The sequence below is a fragment of the Nocardiopsis sp. NPDC055551 genome, assembly GCF_053619415.1.
Genome location: NZ_JBSHJJ010000013.1, coordinates 150,874 through 168,476, shown reverse-complemented (window position 1 = coordinate 168,476; position 17,603 = coordinate 150,874). Strand labels below are relative to the sequence as shown.

Here is a 17,603-nt window from a genome sequence, read left to right as displayed (position 1 = left end):
GTTAATGCATTAGCACGCACGCTTTCCCTCAGTCGAAGACGCAAGGAGCGACAGGAACATGACCGCACACAACGGTATCCGCGCGACCGACCTGACCGAGGCCTCCTGGCAGAAGGCCAAGCGCAGCAACTCACAGGGGGCCTGCGTCGAGATGGCACGTCTGCACGACGGATCCATCGCAGTCCGCAACTCGCGCTTCCCCAGCGGTCCGGCCCTGGTCTACACGCAGGAGGAGATCGACTGCCTGATCCTGGGCGCCAAGGACGGCGACTTCGACAACCTGCTCGGTTAGGGCGGCCCGCTTCGCGCGGAACGGAGGGGCCCACCCGTATCTCGTGGCACGACGGTGCGACACACCGTGGGGCGGTGTACGTGCCGATCCGGTAAGCCACCCCCCTTGCTCTCTCCCGGGTCACCCGAGCTACGGGCTCCAGCGAGAAGAGGGGGCTCCGTCGCAGACGGAGCCTTCTCTTGCCCCACCCACCGGGGCGAAGAGGTTCTTCAGCAAAGGGTGTGGGGGCTGGAAGGGGCTCAGGCCTCGTCGAGGTCCTTGAGCATGTCCTTGAGCATCGAGACCGTCTCGTCAGGGGTGGCGGCCGAGACGCTGAGCTTGGTCATCGCCTTGGTGTAGGCCTCGACCGTGGACCGCTTGTCCACGATGTCGCCGTCGGTCAGGTGCTCCAGGTACAGGACGTCGGACAGTTCGAAGTCGGAGAAGCGCAGCAGCGTGAAGGACCCGGCCTCGGCGGCGTGCGCACCCACCTCGAACGGGATGATCTGCAGGGTGATGTTGTCCCGGTTCTCACAGATGTCGATCAGGTGGCGCAGCTGACCGCACATGATCTCCTTGCCGCGCTCGCGGCCCCCGATGGGCCGACGTACCGCCGCCTCGTCGAGGATGATCCACATCTTCTTGCCGCTGTTGAGGTGTTCCTGTCTCTTGAGTCTGGCCTGGATGCGCTGCTCGGAGAGGGTGTCGGTGTCGACACCACCGGAGATGACCTCGCGGGCGTAGTCCTCGGTCTGCAACAACCCCGGCACGAACTGGGACTCGTAGACACGGATCTGGTCGGCCGCCTCCTCGAAGCCCACATAGCGGGTGAACCACTTGTGGAGGGCGTCGCCGTACTCCTTCCACCAACCCGGTTTGTTGGATTCGAGGGCCAGTTCCTTGAATTCCCTCAGGAGCTTACGGTCGGTGACCCCGTACATCTTGAGGAGGTCCTCGATATCCCGAGGCTTGAATCCGACCCGCCCCAGTTCCATACGGCTGATCTTGGAAGCGGAGGCTCGAATCCTCTCGCCCGCTTCCTCACGGGAGATGCCACGTAGTTGCCGGTACCGTCGAAGCTGCTCTCCCAGGAGCATGCGGCGCACGGTGGGGCCACTCCCCTGACGCAAATGAGCGATATCCACGTTCGCCGCCTCTCTTCTTTCTCCGAACAAGAGTATCGGTTCGCCCGGTCCCCTTTGTCGTGCGACCGGGACACTACACCTCCACGGTATCGACGGCGTCCCGTTCCACCCTCGCCCGCCCCTCCCCGGGGCGGCCCACCCGGCCGACGGCCCCGCCTCGCACGGCGGGACGCCCGGCAACGAGCCCCGAGTCATCGACTCACACGAATTGTGCCCAAACGAACTTTCCACCGGGCGGCGTGGGAATCACTCCCCACTCTCGCGCGAAAGCACTCACCAGGGCAAGCCCTCTGCCTCCCTCGACCCCGGAGATCGCTTCCCTTCTGCGCGGCAAGTGATCTCCACCGTCACGAACCGCGCAGATGAATTCACTACCGCTGCGCATGAGGGAGAGCTGAATACCCGATCGGCCCCGTTCGGTCAAGGCGATCGGGCCTCCATGACGTACCGCATTGGTGACCAATTCCGAAACGACGACCGAGACATCGCTCGACAAGTGCTCCATGCCCCATTCGAGGAGCAGGGCGTCGGAAATCTCCCTGGCCGCGCCGACCGTCCGTGGGCGGGGCTCGAAAGTCCACGTGACGGCGTCGTGCCGATCACCGCACACCGGTGTGTTCCAGCGTGGGGACCCGTGGGTCAGGACCCTGAGCCACCATGCGTCGGCAGGCTCCGCCACCGCCTCCGCACACTCCATGCCCTTCAACTCCTCACTGACGCACCGCACCGCAGACCACAGAATGGGTGTGAAGCTCGTGCTGCTGCACGGGCCGAATGCACGTGCATCTCAGTCTTGGATGACATCGTAAGCCACGGCCCGATCACGCGCAGGCAAACGGCGGCACCAACCGAAAAGCTTTGCGGCGGCGCAGGTCAACACCATTACGGACGACTGAAGAAGTCATGGAACGCCGGTTTCCCGCAGAACTGAAAGGCGTACCCGGGTACGTACCGACCAGTAGGCATGCGGATATGATTCCTCCGCGCCCACCACGTGATCAATGGAGGTAACACCATGTCCCCAACGCCTCGTGTGGCGATCGTGACCGGCGCGGCCCGCGGCATCGGCGCCGGCACCGCCGAGCGCCTCGCCCGTGAAGGTCGCTCCGTCGCCGTTCTGGACCTGAAGGAGTCCGACGCCCAGGAGGTCGTGGACCGGATCACCGCCGACGGTGGCCAGGCCATCGCGGTGGGCTGCGACGTCTCCGACGCCGACCAGGTGACCGCCGCCGTCGACACCGTCGCCGAGCGACTCGGCCCTCCCGCGATCCTGGTCAACAACGCCGGGGTGCTCCGCGACAACCTGCTGTTCAAGATGTCCCCCGACGACTGGGACACCGTCATGAACGTGCACCTGCGGGGTTCGTTCCTGATGAGCAAGGCCGCCCAGGCCCACATGACCGCCCAGAAGTGGGGCCGGATCGTGAACCTGTCCAGCTCCTCGGCGCTGGGCAACCGCGGCCAGGCCAACTACGCGGCGGCCAAGGCGGGGTTGCAGGGCTTCACCAAGACCCTCGCCATCGAGCTGGGCAAGTTCGGTGTCACCTGCAACGCGGTGGCCCCCGGTTTCATCGAGACCGCGATGACCCGCGCCACCGCCGAGCGGATCGGGATCAAGTACGACGACATGAAGGCCTTCAAGCAGGCCGAGATCCCCGTGCAACGCGTGGGCCTGCCGGAGGACATCGCCAACGCGGTGGCGTTCTTCACCGGTGAGGACGCGGGCTTCGTGTCCGGCCAGGTCCTCTACGTCGCCGGCGGCCCCCTGGACTGACCGCTGGGAGAACATGTGCCCCACCGGCGATGATGTCCGGTGGGGCACTGTCGTTTCGGACGAACACTCAGGCGGAGTGGCCGGCGCGCTCGGGGAAGGGGGTCGCCTCGGCGGCGGATTCGCCCGTGTTCTCCTGGGCGGCCAGCGGGTCCCAGTAGTCGCGGTACTCGATGATCTCCCCGTCGCGTGCGATCACGACCGCGATGTAGCGCATCCGGTAGTCACTTCCGGTCTCCTTGGCCACACCCTCCACTTCGAGCTCGGCGATGGCCACGTTCGGGTCGGTGGTGACGTGCACCGCGTTCCGGTGGACCGCCCGCACGTCCAAGTGGTCGGTGTAGTGGCGCAGGTACTCCCGCACCGCCGCGCGCCCCTCGAACCACCGGGGCGCGCCGGGTGGCGCGAACGGCAGCTCCATGGTCCCCTCCTCCGCCCACAGGTCGGCGAAACCGAGCATGTCCTTGGCCAGAATCAGCCTCAGGCCCTCGTCGATGAGGTCGGAGGCGTTCTTGAGCGGTGCTCCCATGGCATGCACCTTTCTTCCATTTGGACGGTACGGTACCGTCCCGACGTGACCTTACACGGGACGGTGCCGTATCGTCCACACGTATGATGGCGACATGAACGACCACACCCGGCGCACACCCACCGGAGCCGCCGTCCTGCGTCCCCAAGTCACCTCGGCCATCGCCGAGGCCGTACTGGACGAACTCGCCGAGCGCGGATACGGGCGCCTGTCCATGGAGGGCGTGGCCAAGCGCGCCGGGACGGGAAAGAGCTCCCTGTACCGCAGGTGGTCGTCCAAACAAGGGATGGTCATCTCGGCTCTGACCGAATTCAGCGTGCCGCCGGCCGAGATCGCCGACACCGGGTCCTTCGAGGGCGACCTGCGCGCCACGTTGGAGGCGGTGTACGTGTGGCTCACCCATCCGCGGTTCGCGGCGATCCTGCCCGACCTGGCCGCCGAGGCGGGGCGCGATCCGGAGCTGGTCCAGGCGATCGAGAGCGCCATCGGCGTGCGTCGCCGCGCGCTCGGGGAGGCCACTCTGCGTCGGGCCATCGAGCGTGGGGAACTCCCCGAGGACACCCACGTGCCCCTGGCCCTGGACCTGATGGCCGCGCCCCTGTACTGGCGCTTGAACATTCTCCGGGCCGAGGTCGATCCCGACTACCTGAACGCCCTGGTCACGTACCTCCTTCGGGCCCTGAACGCCCGCTGATCACGAGGGCACCGAGTTCTGTGTCCTCTCCTCCCGGGAGGAGTGACCGTTCCTCAGTGGGACGTGGTGCCGACGGCGACGTGGTCGTCGTGGGCGCCGGGTCCCTCGATGGCCTCGACCACCTCGGTGACCAGATCTTCCAGGAGGGTGATCCCGGTGGCGTAGTCGGTGTTGTGGTCCGACATCACCGCGATCAGGTACTCGTGCTCGGGCCCGGCCACGTAACCGACGCTGTTCATGATCCACAGTCCCCCGTTGGACTCGCGTGGGGTCCACCCGTTCTTGAGTCCGACGGTGTCGCCGCCGGTGGCGACGGCCGACACGCCCCACGCCTGTTCGGGGCCGACCGACTCCATGAGCCCCCGGACGTGCGCTCGGTCCTCCTCGGTGAGCGGCCCTTCGTCGGTGTACAGGGCCCGCAGCAGGCGGATCTGGTCGGAGGGGGTGGTCATGGTGGCGCCCCAGGAGCCGCCCGGATGGGGTTCGGTGCCGGTGAACCCCAGGGATTCGGCGTGGCGCAGGAACCCGTCGGTGAACCCCAGGCGCAGATAGAGACCGTCGGTGACCTCGTTGTCGCTGAAGCGGATCATCTGTTCGACCTGGGCGAGCTCGGTCGCGGTGAGGTCCCGCCCCTCCTCGTCGGCGCTCAGGTGCAGCATGGTCAGCACGGTCAGCTTCGCCACGCTCGCCGAGGGGAAGCGACCTCGTCCGTTGTGGCTGTAGGTCGTCCCGGTGCGCAGGTCCTGGACGGCGATGCCGAAGTCGACGCCCTCACCCAGGGCCGCGACACGGTCGTCGAGGGCGGCGCGGGTCTCGGGGGGCAGGGAGGAGCCTCCGGTGGCCGGGGCGGGCAGCGGCGCGAAGGGCACGAGCGGCACCCGGGAGTCCACGACCAGTGGGGCCAGCACCGCGTTCGCGGGGAGCGCGGGGACGGCTCCGGCCGGGGTCGCGGCGGGCAGGAGCAGGGCGATGCAGAGGGCGAGCGGGACGGACGCGGCCAGGGGCCGGGTTCGTCTTTCGGCGAGGAGACGCCGGAGCACGCGATCACCGGTTCGTTGCGCCTAGGGGATGGGGGAGGCATCGACCCGGCGGGACGGGCCGTTCGGATTATTATCCACAGCCACCGAGGAGAAATCACCCACCCGATATTGAATCGGTACGGAGTCCCCTCAGGGGCGTCCGGTTCGGGCGTCCTCGTCGATCCCCCGCGCCACCAGCGCCTCTCCCGTGGCCTCGGCCATCCGCAGCAGGTGCACGATCACCGGCACCACCAGGAGGTAGGGCCGCCCTCGCAGGCCACGTGCGCGGTAACCGTCCCCGGCCGCGGCCCAGGCGGTCGCGACCATGGGGATGGACCGGATCGTCAACGCCAGCACCAACGCCACCCGGTCCGGGTCCACCCCGACGTGGCGCAGCGGCCGGGACAGACGTTCGAACAGGTCGAGCATCTCCTTGACCCGGGTGGACAGGGTGATCGCGTTGGCGAGCAGGACGAGTCCGGCGAGCTGAGCGCACAACCGCACACCTTCGGTCCACTCGCCCACGAACAACGCCTGGAACACACCGATGGCCAGCAGGAACGGCCACAGTGCGCGCAGCACGGCCAGTGCCCGGCGCAAACCCAGCCGGGCGGCCGGGTAGAGCAACAGGGCCAGGAGCAGGGTGGCCAGGGCCGCCCACAGGTTCGCGGCGACGATGAGCACCACACCGAGCACGAGCAGGGCGAGCAGCTTCGGGCCGGCCGGAATCCGGTGCAGCGGACCACCGCCGGGGACGTACAGCCCGACCACGCTCACGAGGTCCGTCCCGATGTCGGCCCGTCGTCCATGAGCTTGGTGTAGAAGGCGATGGCGTCCGCCGGCACACCGTCGAAGACCACCCGTCCCTCGTCCATGACCAGGACCCGGTCGAAGTCGGCGATCAGGTCGAGGTCGTGCGTGAACAGGACGACCTGCTGCGCGAGACCGTCCAGGGTGTGGTGCACCATACGGGTGTTGCGCAGGTCCAGCAGGGTGGTGGGCTCGTCGCACACCAGCACGTCCGGCTCGGTGACCAGTACCGACGCCAACGCCAACAGCTGCTTCTGCCCACCGGAGAGCAGGTGTCCGGGGTGGTCGCGGTGGCCGTCGAGGCCGTGTCGCACGAGGATCTCGTCGACCCGGCGCGCGGTCTCCACCCGGCCCAGGCGCAGGGGCCGCAGTCCGATCTCCACGTCCTCCACGACCGTCGGCATGATGATCTGGTTGGCGGCGTCGGAGAACACGAAGCCGACGCGGCGTCGGATGTGCTTGGCGTGCCGGCGGGTGTCCCACTCCCCCAGCGACACACGGCCCTCGTCGGGCAGGACGAGTCCGTTGAGGGTGCGGGCGAGCGTGGACTTGCCCGATCCGTTGGCCCCGATCACACCGATGCGGTGCTGCGCCAGGTCCAGGGTGATTCCGCGTAGGACCGCGCGGTCGTCGTAGGAGTGGGAGACCCCCTCGATGCGGAGCATCAGGTGTTCTTCCCCGTCTCCGTACCGGAGGTGACCGGGCGACCGGCCGGCGGGATGGGGTAGGCGCGGAACACGGTGGCGGCGATGAGCGCGGTCACCACGGCCTTGACGACGTCACCGGGCAGGAACGCGACCATGGCCGTGGCGGTGGCCAGGACGCCGTCGCCCAGGACGACCCCCATCCACGGGACTCCGATGGCGTAGATGACGATGATGCCGCCCAGGGCGTTGATCAGCAGCCCCTGCCAGAAGCGGTACTTGCCGCCGCGGACCATGAGGTCGGTGAGCAGGCCGATGACCAGGGCCGCGAACACCCAGCTCACGATGAACCCGGCGGAGGGTCCGGCCAGGACCGCGAGTCCGCCGCGACCACCCGCGAACAGGGGCAGACCGGCCAGGCCCAGGGCGAGGAAGGCGACCACGGCGAGGGTTCCGCGCTTCCAGCCCAGGAGACTCGGGGCGAGCATGATGCCCAGGGTCTGGAGGGTGATCGGCACCGGGGAGAACGGCAATGGGATGGCGACGGTGACGCTCATCGCGGCGATGAGCGCCGCGAAGATCGCGATGAGCGCCAGGTCACGGGCGGTCAGACCGCGGTGACGGACGTGCTTCCTGGTCCCGGTGTCGGGCATGGGTGGATCCTCTCGGGGAGGTGGTGGGAGGTGGTCGTCCCCCATTGTCCGATACCGGGGCCTTCGAGGCAGTGGCCGGGGCGTACAGAAGCCGGGCGGAGGTGTTGTGGACTTCCGTCAACGTCGCGGGGCGACCCGGGGCCGGCCCGGAGAACATGACGAGGGCCCCGGGCGCGCGACGGTGTGAACCGCCCCGCGCCCGGGGCCCGGGTGAGAGCTCCCGTGGGAGCGTTTCTCAGGGAAGGTAGGTGGCCGCCCCGGAGAACTCCGCGAGGGATCCACCGGCCGAGATCGACTCCCGCGCCGGGATCTCGGCGTCCTCCTTGGCCTTCAACAGGTCGCCCAGGCCCACCGCCTCCTCAGGTGTGAGGAAGGCGGCGCCGTCGGAGTCCGCGAAGACGACGTCACCCGGGTGCACGACCGCGCCCGCGATGGTGACCGGCACGTTGATCGCGCCCTCGATCCCGCCGATGCGGGTGGTCAGCGGGCTGAATCCACGCGAGACCACCGGGAAGTCGTAGGCCAGGGTCTCGTCGTGGTCGTTGATCGACCCGTCGATCACCGCTCCCACCGCACCTCGGGCCTTGGCCGTGTAGGAGACCAGTCCGCCGAAGCACGAGCGCTGTCGGTCACCGGACTGGTCCACGACCAGCACGTCGCCGGGGCGCAGCATGTCGACCGCCATGTGGACGGCGGTGGAGTCCAGGTGCGGGATGCGCACCGTGACCGCCGTACCGACGAACTTGAGCGGGCGCCTGTTCGGCTGCAGACCGAGCGCGAAGCCGTGGTCCCGAAGATGACCGAGCGTCGAGACGCACGTCTTCTCCAGTTCGGTGACGATCCGACCATCGATCTGTTCGGGCATGTCGTTGACGACGAACACGACTGTTCCTTTCTCAGGGTGCTTGTTTCAAGGATTTCGAGGAGCGGTGGCTCACTTCGCGCTCGAAAGCTCGGGGATGAAGGTGACGATGTCGGGCACCATGATGAGGATGGCCACGACCACCAGGTCGGCGATGATGAACGGCACGATGCCGCGGAAGATCCGTCCCAGACCCGCTTCGGGGACCGCGCCCGAGTAGACGAACGCGTTCATCCCGACCGGAGGCGTGATCAGCGCCATCTCGGCGACCTTCACGATGAGGACGCCCAGCCAGAGGCCCTCGAAGCCGTATCCGCTCAGGATCGGGTGCAGCAGGGGCGCCGCGACGAGGATCATCGAGATCCCGTCGAGGAACATGCCGAGCGGCAGCAACAACAGCAGGCACAGCACCAGCACGACGTAGGGTTCCAGGTCGGCGGCCAGGACCGCGTCCACCACCGCCGTGCTCGCCCCGGACAGGGCGAGGAAGTAGGTGAACACCCCGGCGCCGGCCATGAGCAGGAACGTCATGGCGGTCAGTCCGACTGCCTCGGTGACCGACTCCTTGATCGCGCTCATCCAGCGGGGCGGCCTGGTGCGGATGAGCAGGATGACGAACGCGGACACCGCACCGAAGGAGGCCGCCTCGGTGGCGGTGGCCAGACCGAGGTAGATCGTGCCGATGGAGACCATGAAGATGACCACCAGGAGCATGAACCCGAACAGGTCGAGTTTGGGCTCCGGGGTGCCCTCACCTGTGGCCTCCCCCTCGGCGGCCACGGTGGTCTCCGAAGTGGTCGTGGCCGATGCCGACGACCCACCGGCCATCGCCGGTTCCCTCTCCATCGACGCGTTGGCCCGGTCCCGCTTGCGGCGGGCGGCCAGGACCATCAGCACGATGGTGATCCCGTAGAGGAGGATCGTCAGTAGGCCTGGGCCGATGCCCGCCAGGAGCAACTCCCCGATACTCTCCCCGGTGACGACGCCGTACAGGACGAGCACGATGGACGGCGGGATGAGCACACCCAGGGTGCCGCCGGCACAGACGACTCCGGCCGCCAGACGGATCCCGTGGCCGGCCTTGACGATCGCGTCGGTGGACACCCGGGCCATGGTCGCCACGGTCGCGACACTGGATCCGGTGACCGCGGCGAACAGACCCGATCCGGACAGCGACGCGAGCGCGGCGCCTCCCGGGAACCGGCGCAGCACCCGTGAGGCGAGGTCGAACCCCGCCTGGGCCAGCCGGGCGTGGACGGCGAACACACCCATGAGGATGAACAGCGGGATGATCGTCAGGGAGTAGTCGGCCGAGGTCGAGAACGGCTGGTTGGCCGCCGTGCTGACCGCGGCGTCGGTCCCACGCATGAGGACGATGCCGACCAGGCCCGCCACCATGAGGGAGAGTCCCACGTGGAACCGGATCGCGAGCAGTCCGAGGAAGAGCGCCAGGACCGCGATGACGATGAAGAGTGTCGCAGCGGTCATGAGGTGCCCTCGCTGTCTTTGTGTTGTGCGGCGGAGTGGGCCTGTTCGATGGCGGCGTCCACCTCGTTGCTCTCCAGCACCTCACCGGAACGGAACGCGCGGAACTCGAGGACTTCCTTCCAGACCGCCATGACGAAGAACAGGAGGAAGGAGAGGAAGAGCACGAGCTTGGCCGGCCACGTGGCCAACCGCAGGATGTCGTTGGTCGTCTCCCCACGCTCATAGGCGCTGATCAGGACCTCGCCCATCCCCCAGACGATGAGGACGCCCAGGACCAGCATCAGGACCAACCTGATCCCGGAGAGGACCATGCGCGTCCTGAAACCGAGGCGCGCCTCGACGAGGGTGACGGAGACGTGCTTTCCGTCGATCTCGGCGGAGGCCAACCCGAGGAAGGCGATGGTCACCAGGAGCAGTGTCGAGATGTCCACCGTGCCCAGGACCGACTGACCGAACACACCGCGCCCGACCACGTCGGCGACGGTCAGGAACATCAGGGCCAGGAGCAGGAGTCCGGCGACGATGTTGAACGCGGTGGAGGTCCCTCTCACCGGCCGTGGAAAGCTGATGCGGCTCACTCTTGCCGTCCTTCCATGCAAGCGGCGAGCGGGCTGACGTAGTCGGAGACCCGGGTCTCCTCCTCGATGATCCGCCGGTAGTCGTCGAGCACGGACTGCGCGTCGTAACCGCGGTCCTCGTAACGCGACACCCAACTCTCCGCGACGCCCGACTCCTCCTTCCACCGGGAGGTCTCCTCCTCCGGAAGGGAGAGGAACTCCGTCCCGCTCTCGGTCATCTCCTGGCAGGAGACCTCACCGAGTGCGTCCATCTCCTCCAAGCCGATGGAGATGCCCTGGGCGGAGGCCTCCAACAGCGCCTCCTGGTATTCCTCGGGCATGCCTTGGAACAGCTCCTCGTTGATGACCGCGATCGAGGATGCGTACGCACCGATGCCGGGGTCCATGAGGTAGGGCGTGGTCTGCGACAGCCCGAAGGTGGGCAGATTCGCCAGGGCCAGCGAGGTGTAGCCGTCCACGACACCACGGCTCATCGACTCGTAGATGTCGTTGGCCGTCATGCCGATGGGGTTGGCGCCCGCGGTGAGCATCACGTCCGAGGTCAGGCCGCCGGCCCGGATGCTCCTTCCCCTCAGGTCGTCGAGGCTCTCGGCCTCCTCCTTCAACCCGATAGCCGCGATACCGAGCGGAATCGGAAAGAGCGGCCGGACGCCCTGACGGTCGAAGTCCTCCCGGTAGGTCTCGTTCTCCTCGTACAACCGCTCGATCGCGGTCATCTGTACCTCGGGGTTGTCGGTCTCGAACGGCAGTTCGATGACCGTGTACATGGACAGGTCCGAAGCCGCGTAGATGGACCCGACCTGAGCCATGTCCGCGCGGCCGTCCAGGGTCGCCTGGGCCGATTCCTCCGCGCCGACGAGGCTCTCCGAGTAGTGGAGCCGAACGGTGACACCACCGTCGGTGAGTTCCTCGACCTGTTCCGCCCATCGCTGCGCCGTACGCGACTGGTCCGACGTGGCGTTGGAATAGGTCGTGTAGTGCAACACGTAGGTGTCGTCGCCCAGAGCGGTACCGCTACACGCGGTCAGTACCGCCAGGGCCGCGCCCGAGGCCAGGAGTCCGGTGGCACGGGATACCGAACCACCGGCTCGGGCACGTCTTGCGCCTGCGTTCATGTCTCACGCTCCTGTTGGGGCCACGCCGTAGCGACGAAGGGTCAGGGCGGGGTTGACCTTGCGGACGTGGTCGAGCCGGTCACGTTCGACGACGGCCTTGCCGATGCCCGGGGCCTCACCGACGGTGGCGATGGCGATCCCCATCGGGTCCACGACGGCGCTGTTGCCGGCGCCGGTCGGGGCGCTCTGGTCGGCGGCGAGAACGTAGACGGTGTTCTCGATCGCCCGGGCCCGCACCAGGGTGTTCCAGTGGTACTCCTTCAAAGGACCGGGAACCCATTCGGCGGGCAGGGCGATGATGTCCGCGCCGGCGTCCACGAGGATCCGCGAGACCTCCGGGAAGCGCAGGTCGTAGCAGGTCTGCATGCCCACCTTGAAACCGTCGACCTCCAGGATCTGCGGCTCCTGCGGGTCGGCGGCCAGGACACGGTCGGACTCCTTGTAGCCGAACGCGTCGTAGAGGTGGACCTTGCGGTAGACCGTCTTGACCTCGCCGTCCTGGATACCGACGAGGGTGTTGTGGATACGGCCACCGGTGGCCGTCTCGTTCACGCCGGCGATGATGGAGAGGTCGAGTTCGGCGCTGAGGGCGCGCAGGCGCGAGACCGCCGGACCGTCGAGCGGCTCGGCGCTGTCGACGAACCGATCGTCCATCGCGGGGGCGGTGAACACCGCGTACTCCGGCAGCACGGCCAGGCGCACGCCACCGGTGGCGGCCTCACGCAGCATCCGCTCGATCTCGGCCAGGTTCTCGGCCTTGTCCTCGGCGGGCGCGAACTGCACGACTGCAACGTTCAGGGACATCAACGGCTCCTCAGCTCGTTCTCGATGTTTCGCAGGGTGTCGAGCGCTCCGGTGAACCCGGACAGCAGCGCTCCGTACTGCATGGTGGTCACGATGGTCTCGGCATTCTCCTCGACCGCGAGACGTTTTTCCGCGTCGCTCCAGGCGGGCAGGACCCACGGCTTGCCGGCGGCCTGGGCCGCGCGGGCCAGGTGGCGCAGGTCCGCCAGGTCCTCCTCGCCGGCGGTGTAGGCGCCACGGTCACGACGCAGCGACAGGTCCGAGGGACCGATGAAGATGCCGTCGACCATGGGCAGGGCGAGGATCTCATCGATCTCCTCCAGCGCGGAGGCGTCCTCGATCATGGGGTAGCAGCGTGTCCCGGTGTCCTGCCGGGTGACCCACTCGTCGGTGAAGCCCCGGAAGTCGGAGGTCCGGCCGCCCGCGAAGGACCGGTCGCCCAGCGGGGGGAACTTCGCGAATCCGCAGACCTCCTTGGCGTGGGCGGCCGACTCCACGTGCGGGATGGCCACGATGTTGGCTCCCAGGTCCAGGGCCTGCTGGATCGGGCCCCGCTCCGGTCCCAACACCTTCGCGATGACGTCCATGCCCTTGGAACGGATGAGCGGCATGATCCAGTCCAGGGCCGCCAGGTCGAACGTCCCGTGCTCGATGTCGAGTACGACCGTGCCGTATCCGGCGAGGTTCGCCATCTCCACCGCCGCCGCGGAGGGCTCGGAGAGCCAGACCGCATGCCGCTTGTCCATTTGCGCGCTCAAGGTGCTTCCCTTCAAAGGATGTGACGCACACCGCTAAATATCTGGTGTGGACACCTTGTATACACGGAGCATCCAGGCTGTGTAAAGGTAGGGTGGGCTCTGTGTCACATCAAAACAGCATCGCAACCGGGGGTAGCAAACCTCGACAGTCCGCACGGGAGCGCGCATACGAGATGATCGGGGCCGCCATCCTGGCCGGCACGTTCGCCGAGGGCGAATTCCTTGACGAGGCGGTCCTGGCCAGGGAGGTCGGCACCTCCCGAACACCGGTGCGTGAAGCGCTCCACCGTCTCCAGGCCGAGCGCTTCGTCGACCTCGTGCCTCGACGTGGCGCGCAGGTCCGGGTCGTCACCGCCACGGAGATGCGCCAGATCTATCAGGCCCGTTTCGTCATCGAGGCCAACGCCATCGGCAAGATCTGCGATCGCCGTCTGGGCGCTCCCCCCGAAACCCCGGAGCTCATCGAAGCGCTGGAGACCGCCGGCCGGAACCAGGACTGGAACGAGTTCGCCCAACTCGACCAGCGATTCCACTCCTGCATCGTTCAACATCAGGGCAACGCGGTCCTGGCCCAGATGTACGACTCCCTACGACCACGACAGGTGCGTCTGGCGGTACGCACCATCACGCAGGGCCCCGAACGCTTCCCCATCATCGAGCGCGAACACCGTGAACTGGAGGCCGCGCTCAACGCACACGATGCCGCCCTAAGCACGAGGATCCTCAACGTGCACCTCCAGGAGGTGCCCGAACTCGTCCGAGCCTTCTCGGAGTGACCCGGCTCGATCGACGCTCGATCGGCATGGTTCGCCCGAACCCTGGAACGCCGGGTCCCCCACCCCCCATGGGCGAGCGGCCCGGCGCTCGGCGACCCGGTCGACCCCCGGCATGCCCCGATCAGTCCTCGTTGGGGTCCTTCTCCGCGTCCTTGTGCGCCGGATGCACGGTGCCGGGCTCGTGGTCCGGCGGACCGTAGAGCGCATAGAGCTTCAACGGCCGGTCACCGGTGTTGACGACGTTGTGCCAGGTCCCCGCCGGGACCATGATGACGTCGTCGTCCTCGACCTCCCGGACGAAGTTCAGATCGTCCTCGGCCGGCCCCATCTCGGTGCGTCCACTCCCCTGCTCCACCCGGAGGAACTGATCGTTGTCCGGATGGACCTCCAAGCCGACGTCGTCGCCCACGGCGATGCTCATCACGGTGAGCTGTAGGTGCTCGCCGGTCCACAGCGTGCGTCGATAGTGGCTGTTCTCGACGCTCGCCTCCTCGATGTCGACGACGAACGGTCTCCCGCCCCGGTCCTTCCCGGTGGTGTAGTCATCGCTCACGGCCGTACCTCCTGGGGTCACGCGTGGAACAGTTCCCGACCTGCCTCACCCTAGGCACCAGCGTGTGAAGCACCCAAGAAGGCACGGCCGGGGTCCACCGGGTTCACCCGTCCGAGAATCCCCACCGCCTCCGCAGGTCCGCGCTCACCGTTTCGGTGTCCCGATTCCGGGTCTCGGGGACGAACCTGGCCACGAAGACCAACCCCACCAGACAGATGGCCGCGAAGATCCAGAACGTGGGGCCCTGCCCGATGAGTTCGATGACCGGCAGGAACAGCAGGCTCACCAGGAAGTTGGCCAGCCAGTTCACCGTCGCGCCCACGCTGGACCCGGTCGCCTGGTGGTCGGTCGGGAAGAGCTCCCCGAGCAGGATCCAGAAGATCGGGCCCATGCCGACACCGAACGACAGGATGTAGGCCATCATGAACACGAGCATGAAGAGCGGGGCCATGCCCACGCTGAATGCCAGTCCCAGCAGGCCGATGGAGACGAACATACCGGTCAGGGAGATGAGCAGCAGCGGGCGACGGCCGATCCGGTCCACGAGGCTGAGCGCGACCAGCGTGATGACGACGTTGACCACACCGATGAAGACCGAGTAGTAGATCGCGTTCGACGCCGACAGCCCGGCCTGACCCATGATCGTCGGCGCGTAGTAGAGGATCGTGTTGATCCCCACGAACTGCTGGAGCGCGGCCAGGGCCACGGCGACCAGGAGCGCCGCCAGGGCCGTGCCCTTGAACAGACTCGACGACCCCCTACGGGCCCTCTCCTCCTCTTCGCGATGTTCCTCGGTGACCCGGGCGACCACCTTGTCCGACCCACCCGGTTCGGCGACGCTGTCCACGACCTCCCGCGCCCGCTGTGTCCTGCCGTTGCGGATCAGCCACGTGGGCGATTCGGGCAACCACACGGCCGCGATGAACAGGAGCGCGGCGGGGATGGCACCGACCCCGAACATCAGGCGCCACATTCCGGCGTCGGCCAGGGCCCAGTTCACCAGGTAGGAGACGAGCAGGCCCACGGAGATGAACAGCTGGTTCAGGCCGAGGATGCGCCCTCGGATCTGCGCCGGCGCCATCTCGCCGAGATAGGTCGGCACCGTGGCCGACACCCCGCCCACGGCCAGGCCCATGACGAACCGGCCGGCCACCAGCGTCCAGTATCCGGGGGCCAGGGCCGCGGCCATGATCCCGACGAAGAAGACGACGCCGATGGCGCCCATGACAGGACGGCGCCCGTAGCGGTCGGCGATACGCCCGCAGCCGAGCGCGCCGATGACGGCACCGAGCAACAGAATGCTCACGGCCGAGCTCTGTTGGAAGGACGTGAGCTCGAAGTCCTCCTGGATGAACAGCAGCGCGCCGGAGATGATGCCGGTGTCGAAGCCGAACAGGAAGCTACCGAGGGTGATCCCGATCGCCCATCTACGGACGGTCCTGAGTCCCTTGGGCGTGAGCTCGACGAAATGGCTCTGCTGCCTGGGACGGGTGTTCAACGGTTGGCTGCTCATGGCTCCCGGTTCTCCATGATCTCCGCGCCGGTACTTCCGGCCCGGTAGTGGTGGAGGGGGACCCGGCCGGCGTTCCACGCCCGCAGCACCGGCTCGACGATGCGCCACGACTCCACCGACATGTCACCGCGCACCGACAGGGGCATCTCGTCGGAGAGCACTCCTCGGAGCACCTCGCCGTATTCGAGCAGTTCACCGGGGTCGTAATCGGTGGCCAACGTGACCGGTGAGACGTCGTAGGGGTCTCCCGGGCCGTTCACGTTGAGGTCCATCCCGATGTGGCGAGAGCCCAGACCGATACGCAACCGGTTCTCGACGAGGTCGCCGACGAGGCCGGTGGGGACGTGTTGTGGGGCCTTGAAGCGGAAGACGATCTCCTGGCGGGGCGAACCGATCGCCTTTCCGGTGCGGATCCGGAACGGCACACCGTGCCATCGCCAGGTGTGGACGGCGAACACGACCTCGCACAGGGTCTCGGTGCCGCGTTCGGGGTCGATACCGTCCTCGTCCACGTAGGCGGGCATCGAACGGCCCTCGACGGTGCCGGCGGTGTAGCGGGCCCGGTGGCTGAACCGTTCCGGATCGTCCCGCCACACGCGAGTGGCCCGCAGGATCCGGGCCTTGGCGTCACGTTCGTCGCGCGCGTCCAGGGTGCTGGGTGGTTCCATGGCCACCATCGCCAGGACCTGGAGCAGGTGGCTTTGGACCATGTCGCGCAGGGCTCCGGTGACGTCGTAGAATCCGGCCCGACCCTCCAGTCCCAGGGACTCCTCGAAGAGGATGTCGACGGACTCCACGTGCTCGGAGGAGAGCAGTGGTTCGATCACCCGGTTGGCGAACCGGATGCCGAGGATGTTGAGCACCGTCGTCATACCGAGGAAGTGGTCGACCCGGTGGACCTGTTCCTCCGGTACCAGGGCGTGGAGCAGCTCGTTGAGCGCGATGGCGTCGGCCATGTCGGTACCGAAGGGTTTCTCCAGGACCAGGCGCGTGTCCTCGGGGACGCCGATGCGTTCCAGGATCCGGCAGCTCCCGACCACGACCGCGGGCGGCAACGCGAAGTAGAGGGTGACGCGGCCTCGGGCTCGGGCGAGGAGTCGACGCAGGTCGGATTCGTCGGTGGCGTCGGCCTGGACGTAGCGCGTGTTGCGTACGACGGTGTCGACGTCGGGCCCGCTCACACCCCCGTCCGCGAACGCGCGGGCCACCGTCTCCTGCCACTGCCCGTCGGTGCCCTCACCTTGGCCGCTACCGATGAGGAGGAGGTCGCCCAGTGCGTCGGCGGCGACCAGGGTGCCCAACCCGGGCAGGAGCAGACGTTGGGTCAGGTCGCCTTGCGCACCCAGGATGATCAGGGTCTGGACCGATTCTTCCACCGAGTCTTGCATGGGTCTCCCGTTCACCCGGCGAACCCCGGACCGGCCGGCCCCGGACGCCCGGTGAGCGGGCCAACGGCGTGCCCGTCTCCGGTCCGGCACCGAGGTCGAGGTGTTCGCGCGAGATAGTGATGAATAGGCGATCCAGGCGGACCGCCGAAGGTGTACGCCGTGACCTTGGCGACCGGGGGACGCGCGACCTCGTCGAGCGCGCCCTCCGGTGTGCGCCTGTGCGCCGAACCGC

At 67.7% G+C, this 17,603-nt stretch carries 20 protein-coding genes; 4 read left to right on the top strand and 16 right to left on the bottom strand.

Annotated elements, in window-relative coordinates:
* Positions 1-58: 58 nt before the first annotated feature.
* The gene (locus ACWGSK_RS22755; RefSeq protein WP_304074560.1) at positions 59-292 is read left to right on the top strand and encodes a DUF397 domain-containing protein; all 234 of its coding nucleotides are present in this window, start codon (positions 59-61) and stop codon (positions 290-292) included.
* A 239-nt stretch (positions 293-531) separates the two neighbouring features.
* Here the strand turns inward: ACWGSK_RS22755 and ACWGSK_RS22750 are convergent, their stop codons facing one another.
* Together ACWGSK_RS22750 and ACWGSK_RS22745 are read right to left on the bottom strand one after the other, a co-directional pair.
* Positions 532-1,368, bottom strand: coding sequence for a helix-turn-helix domain-containing protein (locus tag ACWGSK_RS22750; protein WP_067597277.1), 837 nt, complete (start codon positions 1,366-1,368; stop codon positions 532-534).
* Positions 1,369-1,615: 247 nt separating this feature from the next.
* Positions 1,616-2,113 (bottom strand): ATP-binding protein, encoded by a 498-nt coding sequence (locus tag ACWGSK_RS22745; protein ID WP_358504256.1) that lies wholly within the window; start codon positions 2,111-2,113, stop codon positions 1,616-1,618.
* Between the two features lie 318 nt (positions 2,114-2,431).
* Between ACWGSK_RS22745 and fabG the strand changes: the two genes are divergently transcribed.
* Complete coding sequence (fabG, locus tag ACWGSK_RS22740) at positions 2,432-3,190, top strand: 3-oxoacyl-ACP reductase FabG (RefSeq protein WP_358504258.1); 759 nt, start codon at positions 2,432-2,434, stop codon at positions 3,188-3,190.
* 67 nt (positions 3,191-3,257) lie between these two features.
* On the opposite strand, the gene ACWGSK_RS22735 is transcribed toward fabG, so the two are convergent.
* Positions 3,258-3,716, bottom strand: a complete 459-nt coding sequence (locus ACWGSK_RS22735; protein ID WP_358504261.1) for a nuclear transport factor 2 family protein — start codon at positions 3,714-3,716, stop codon at positions 3,258-3,260.
* 94 nt (positions 3,717-3,810) lie between these two features.
* On the opposite strand from ACWGSK_RS22735, the gene ACWGSK_RS22730 reads away from it, so the two are divergent.
* Positions 3,811-4,410 carry a TetR/AcrR family transcriptional regulator gene (locus ACWGSK_RS22730; RefSeq protein ID WP_452456671.1) on the top strand — a complete coding sequence of 200 codons (600 nt, stop codon included), beginning with the start codon at positions 3,811-3,813 and terminating at the stop codon, positions 4,408-4,410.
* 53 nt (positions 4,411-4,463) lie between these two features.
* On the opposite strand, the gene ACWGSK_RS22725 is transcribed toward ACWGSK_RS22730, so the two are convergent.
* The 10 genes from ACWGSK_RS22725 to ACWGSK_RS22680 all read right to left on the bottom strand — a co-directional run bounded on the left by ACWGSK_RS22725 (position 4,464) and on the right by ACWGSK_RS22680 (position 13,141).
* Positions 4,464-5,450, bottom strand: coding sequence for a serine hydrolase (locus ACWGSK_RS22725; RefSeq protein ID WP_452456670.1), 987 nt, complete (start codon positions 5,448-5,450; stop codon positions 4,464-4,466).
* 129 nt (positions 5,451-5,579) lie between these two features.
* Positions 5,580-6,206 carry an energy-coupling factor transporter transmembrane component T family protein gene (locus ACWGSK_RS22720; RefSeq protein WP_358504270.1) on the bottom strand — a complete coding sequence of 209 codons (627 nt, stop codon included), beginning with the start codon at positions 6,204-6,206 and terminating at the stop codon, positions 5,580-5,582.
* Positions 6,203-6,904, bottom strand: a complete 702-nt coding sequence (locus tag ACWGSK_RS22715; RefSeq protein WP_452456669.1) for an energy-coupling factor ABC transporter ATP-binding protein — start codon at positions 6,902-6,904, stop codon at positions 6,203-6,205. The genes ACWGSK_RS22720 and ACWGSK_RS22715 overlap by 4 nt, the downstream gene beginning before the upstream one ends.
* Entirely contained in the window at positions 6,904-7,536 is a 633-nt protein-coding gene (locus ACWGSK_RS22710; RefSeq protein WP_358504276.1) for a biotin transporter BioY, read from the bottom strand. The genes ACWGSK_RS22715 and ACWGSK_RS22710 overlap by 1 nt, the downstream gene beginning before the upstream one ends.
* 235 nt (positions 7,537-7,771) lie before the next feature.
* On the bottom strand, positions 7,772-8,419 hold the full coding sequence (locus ACWGSK_RS22705; protein WP_358504279.1) for an RraA family protein: 648 nt from the start codon (positions 8,417-8,419) through the stop codon (positions 7,772-7,774).
* A gap of 51 nt (positions 8,420-8,470) precedes the next feature.
* Entirely contained in the window at positions 8,471-9,886 is a 1,416-nt protein-coding gene (locus ACWGSK_RS22700) for a TRAP transporter large permease (RefSeq protein WP_358504282.1), read from the bottom strand.
* Positions 9,883-10,464 (bottom strand): TRAP transporter small permease subunit, encoded by a 582-nt coding sequence (locus ACWGSK_RS22695; RefSeq protein WP_452456668.1) that lies wholly within the window; start codon positions 10,462-10,464, stop codon positions 9,883-9,885. The genes ACWGSK_RS22700 and ACWGSK_RS22695 overlap by 4 nt, the downstream gene beginning before the upstream one ends.
* Positions 10,461-11,579, bottom strand: a complete 1,119-nt coding sequence (locus ACWGSK_RS22690; RefSeq protein WP_358504288.1) for a C4-dicarboxylate TRAP transporter substrate-binding protein — start codon at positions 11,577-11,579, stop codon at positions 10,461-10,463. Before ACWGSK_RS22690 ends, ACWGSK_RS22695 begins: the two co-directional genes overlap by 4 nt.
* A 3-nt stretch (positions 11,580-11,582) precedes the next feature.
* Positions 11,583-12,383 (bottom strand): carbon-nitrogen hydrolase family protein, encoded by an 801-nt coding sequence (locus ACWGSK_RS22685; protein WP_358504291.1) that lies wholly within the window; start codon positions 12,381-12,383, stop codon positions 11,583-11,585.
* Entirely contained in the window at positions 12,383-13,141 is a 759-nt protein-coding gene (locus tag ACWGSK_RS22680) for an HpcH/HpaI aldolase family protein (protein WP_358504294.1), read from the bottom strand. The genes ACWGSK_RS22685 and ACWGSK_RS22680 overlap by 1 nt, the downstream gene beginning before the upstream one ends.
* A 92-nt stretch (positions 13,142-13,233) precedes the next feature.
* Here ACWGSK_RS22680 and ACWGSK_RS22675 point away from each other — a divergent pair, with 92 nt between their 5' ends.
* A complete protein-coding gene (locus ACWGSK_RS22675; RefSeq protein ID WP_452456667.1) occupies positions 13,234-13,917 on the top strand; it encodes a GntR family transcriptional regulator in 684 nt (227 codons plus the stop codon).
* Between the two features lie 121 nt (positions 13,918-14,038).
* Here ACWGSK_RS22675 and ACWGSK_RS22670 read toward each other — a convergent pair whose 3' ends face one another.
* The 3 genes from ACWGSK_RS22670 to ACWGSK_RS22660 all read right to left on the bottom strand — a co-directional run bounded on the left by ACWGSK_RS22670 (position 14,039) and on the right by ACWGSK_RS22660 (position 17,371).
* Positions 14,039-14,470, bottom strand: coding sequence for a cupin domain-containing protein (locus ACWGSK_RS22670; protein WP_067597214.1), 432 nt, complete (start codon positions 14,468-14,470; stop codon positions 14,039-14,041).
* A 103-nt stretch (positions 14,471-14,573) separates the two neighbouring features.
* Positions 14,574-15,983: a sugar porter family MFS transporter gene (locus ACWGSK_RS22665; protein WP_358504297.1), complete on the bottom strand. Its 1,410-nt coding sequence runs from the start codon at positions 15,981-15,983 to the stop codon at positions 14,574-14,576.
* Positions 15,980-17,371, bottom strand: coding sequence for a glucose-6-phosphate dehydrogenase (locus ACWGSK_RS22660; RefSeq protein WP_452456666.1), 1,392 nt, complete (start codon positions 17,369-17,371; stop codon positions 15,980-15,982). The genes ACWGSK_RS22665 and ACWGSK_RS22660 overlap by 4 nt, the downstream gene beginning before the upstream one ends.
* Positions 17,372-17,603 lie beyond the last annotated feature (232 nt).

What these genes read in the sequence shown, in the direction of transcription:
- ACWGSK_RS22690 (WP_358504288.1), bottom strand. Translation starts at nt 11,579, where the DNA reads ATGAACGCAGGCGCAAGACGTGCCCGAGCCGGTGGTTCGGTATCCCGT.
- fabG (WP_358504258.1), top strand. Translation starts at nt 2,432, where the DNA reads ATGTCCCCAACGCCTCGTGTGGCGATCGTGACCGGCGCGGCCCGCGGC.
- ACWGSK_RS22715 (WP_452456669.1), bottom strand. Translation starts at nt 6,904, where the DNA reads ATGCTCCGCATCGAGGGGGTCTCCCACTCCTACGACGACCGCGCGGTC.
- ACWGSK_RS22665 (WP_358504297.1), bottom strand. Translation starts at nt 15,983, where the DNA reads ATGAGCAGCCAACCGTTGAACACCCGTCCCAGGCAGCAGAGCCATTTC.
- ACWGSK_RS22710 (WP_358504276.1), bottom strand. Translation starts at nt 7,536, where the DNA reads ATGCCCGACACCGGGACCAGGAAGCACGTCCGTCACCGCGGTCTGACC.
- ACWGSK_RS22700 (WP_358504282.1), bottom strand. Translation starts at nt 9,886, where the DNA reads ATGACCGCTGCGACACTCTTCATCGTCATCGCGGTCCTGGCGCTCTTC.
- ACWGSK_RS22730 (WP_452456671.1), top strand. Translation starts at nt 3,811, where the DNA reads ATGAACGACCACACCCGGCGCACACCCACCGGAGCCGCCGTCCTGCGT.
- ACWGSK_RS22750 (WP_067597277.1), bottom strand. Translation starts at nt 1,368, where the DNA reads ATGCTCCTGGGAGAGCAGCTTCGACGGTACCGGCAACTACGTGGCATC.
- ACWGSK_RS22660 (WP_452456666.1), bottom strand. Translation starts at nt 17,371, where the DNA reads ATGCAAGACTCGGTGGAAGAATCGGTCCAGACCCTGATCATCCTGGGT.
- ACWGSK_RS22685 (WP_358504291.1), bottom strand. Translation starts at nt 12,383, where the DNA reads ATGTCCCTGAACGTTGCAGTCGTGCAGTTCGCGCCCGCCGAGGACAAG.
- ACWGSK_RS22735 (WP_358504261.1), bottom strand. Translation starts at nt 3,716, where the DNA reads ATGGGAGCACCGCTCAAGAACGCCTCCGACCTCATCGACGAGGGCCTG.
- ACWGSK_RS22745 (WP_358504256.1), bottom strand. Translation starts at nt 2,113, where the DNA reads ATGGAGTGTGCGGAGGCGGTGGCGGAGCCTGCCGACGCATGGTGGCTC.
- ACWGSK_RS22755 (WP_304074560.1), top strand. Translation starts at nt 59, where the DNA reads ATGACCGCACACAACGGTATCCGCGCGACCGACCTGACCGAGGCCTCC.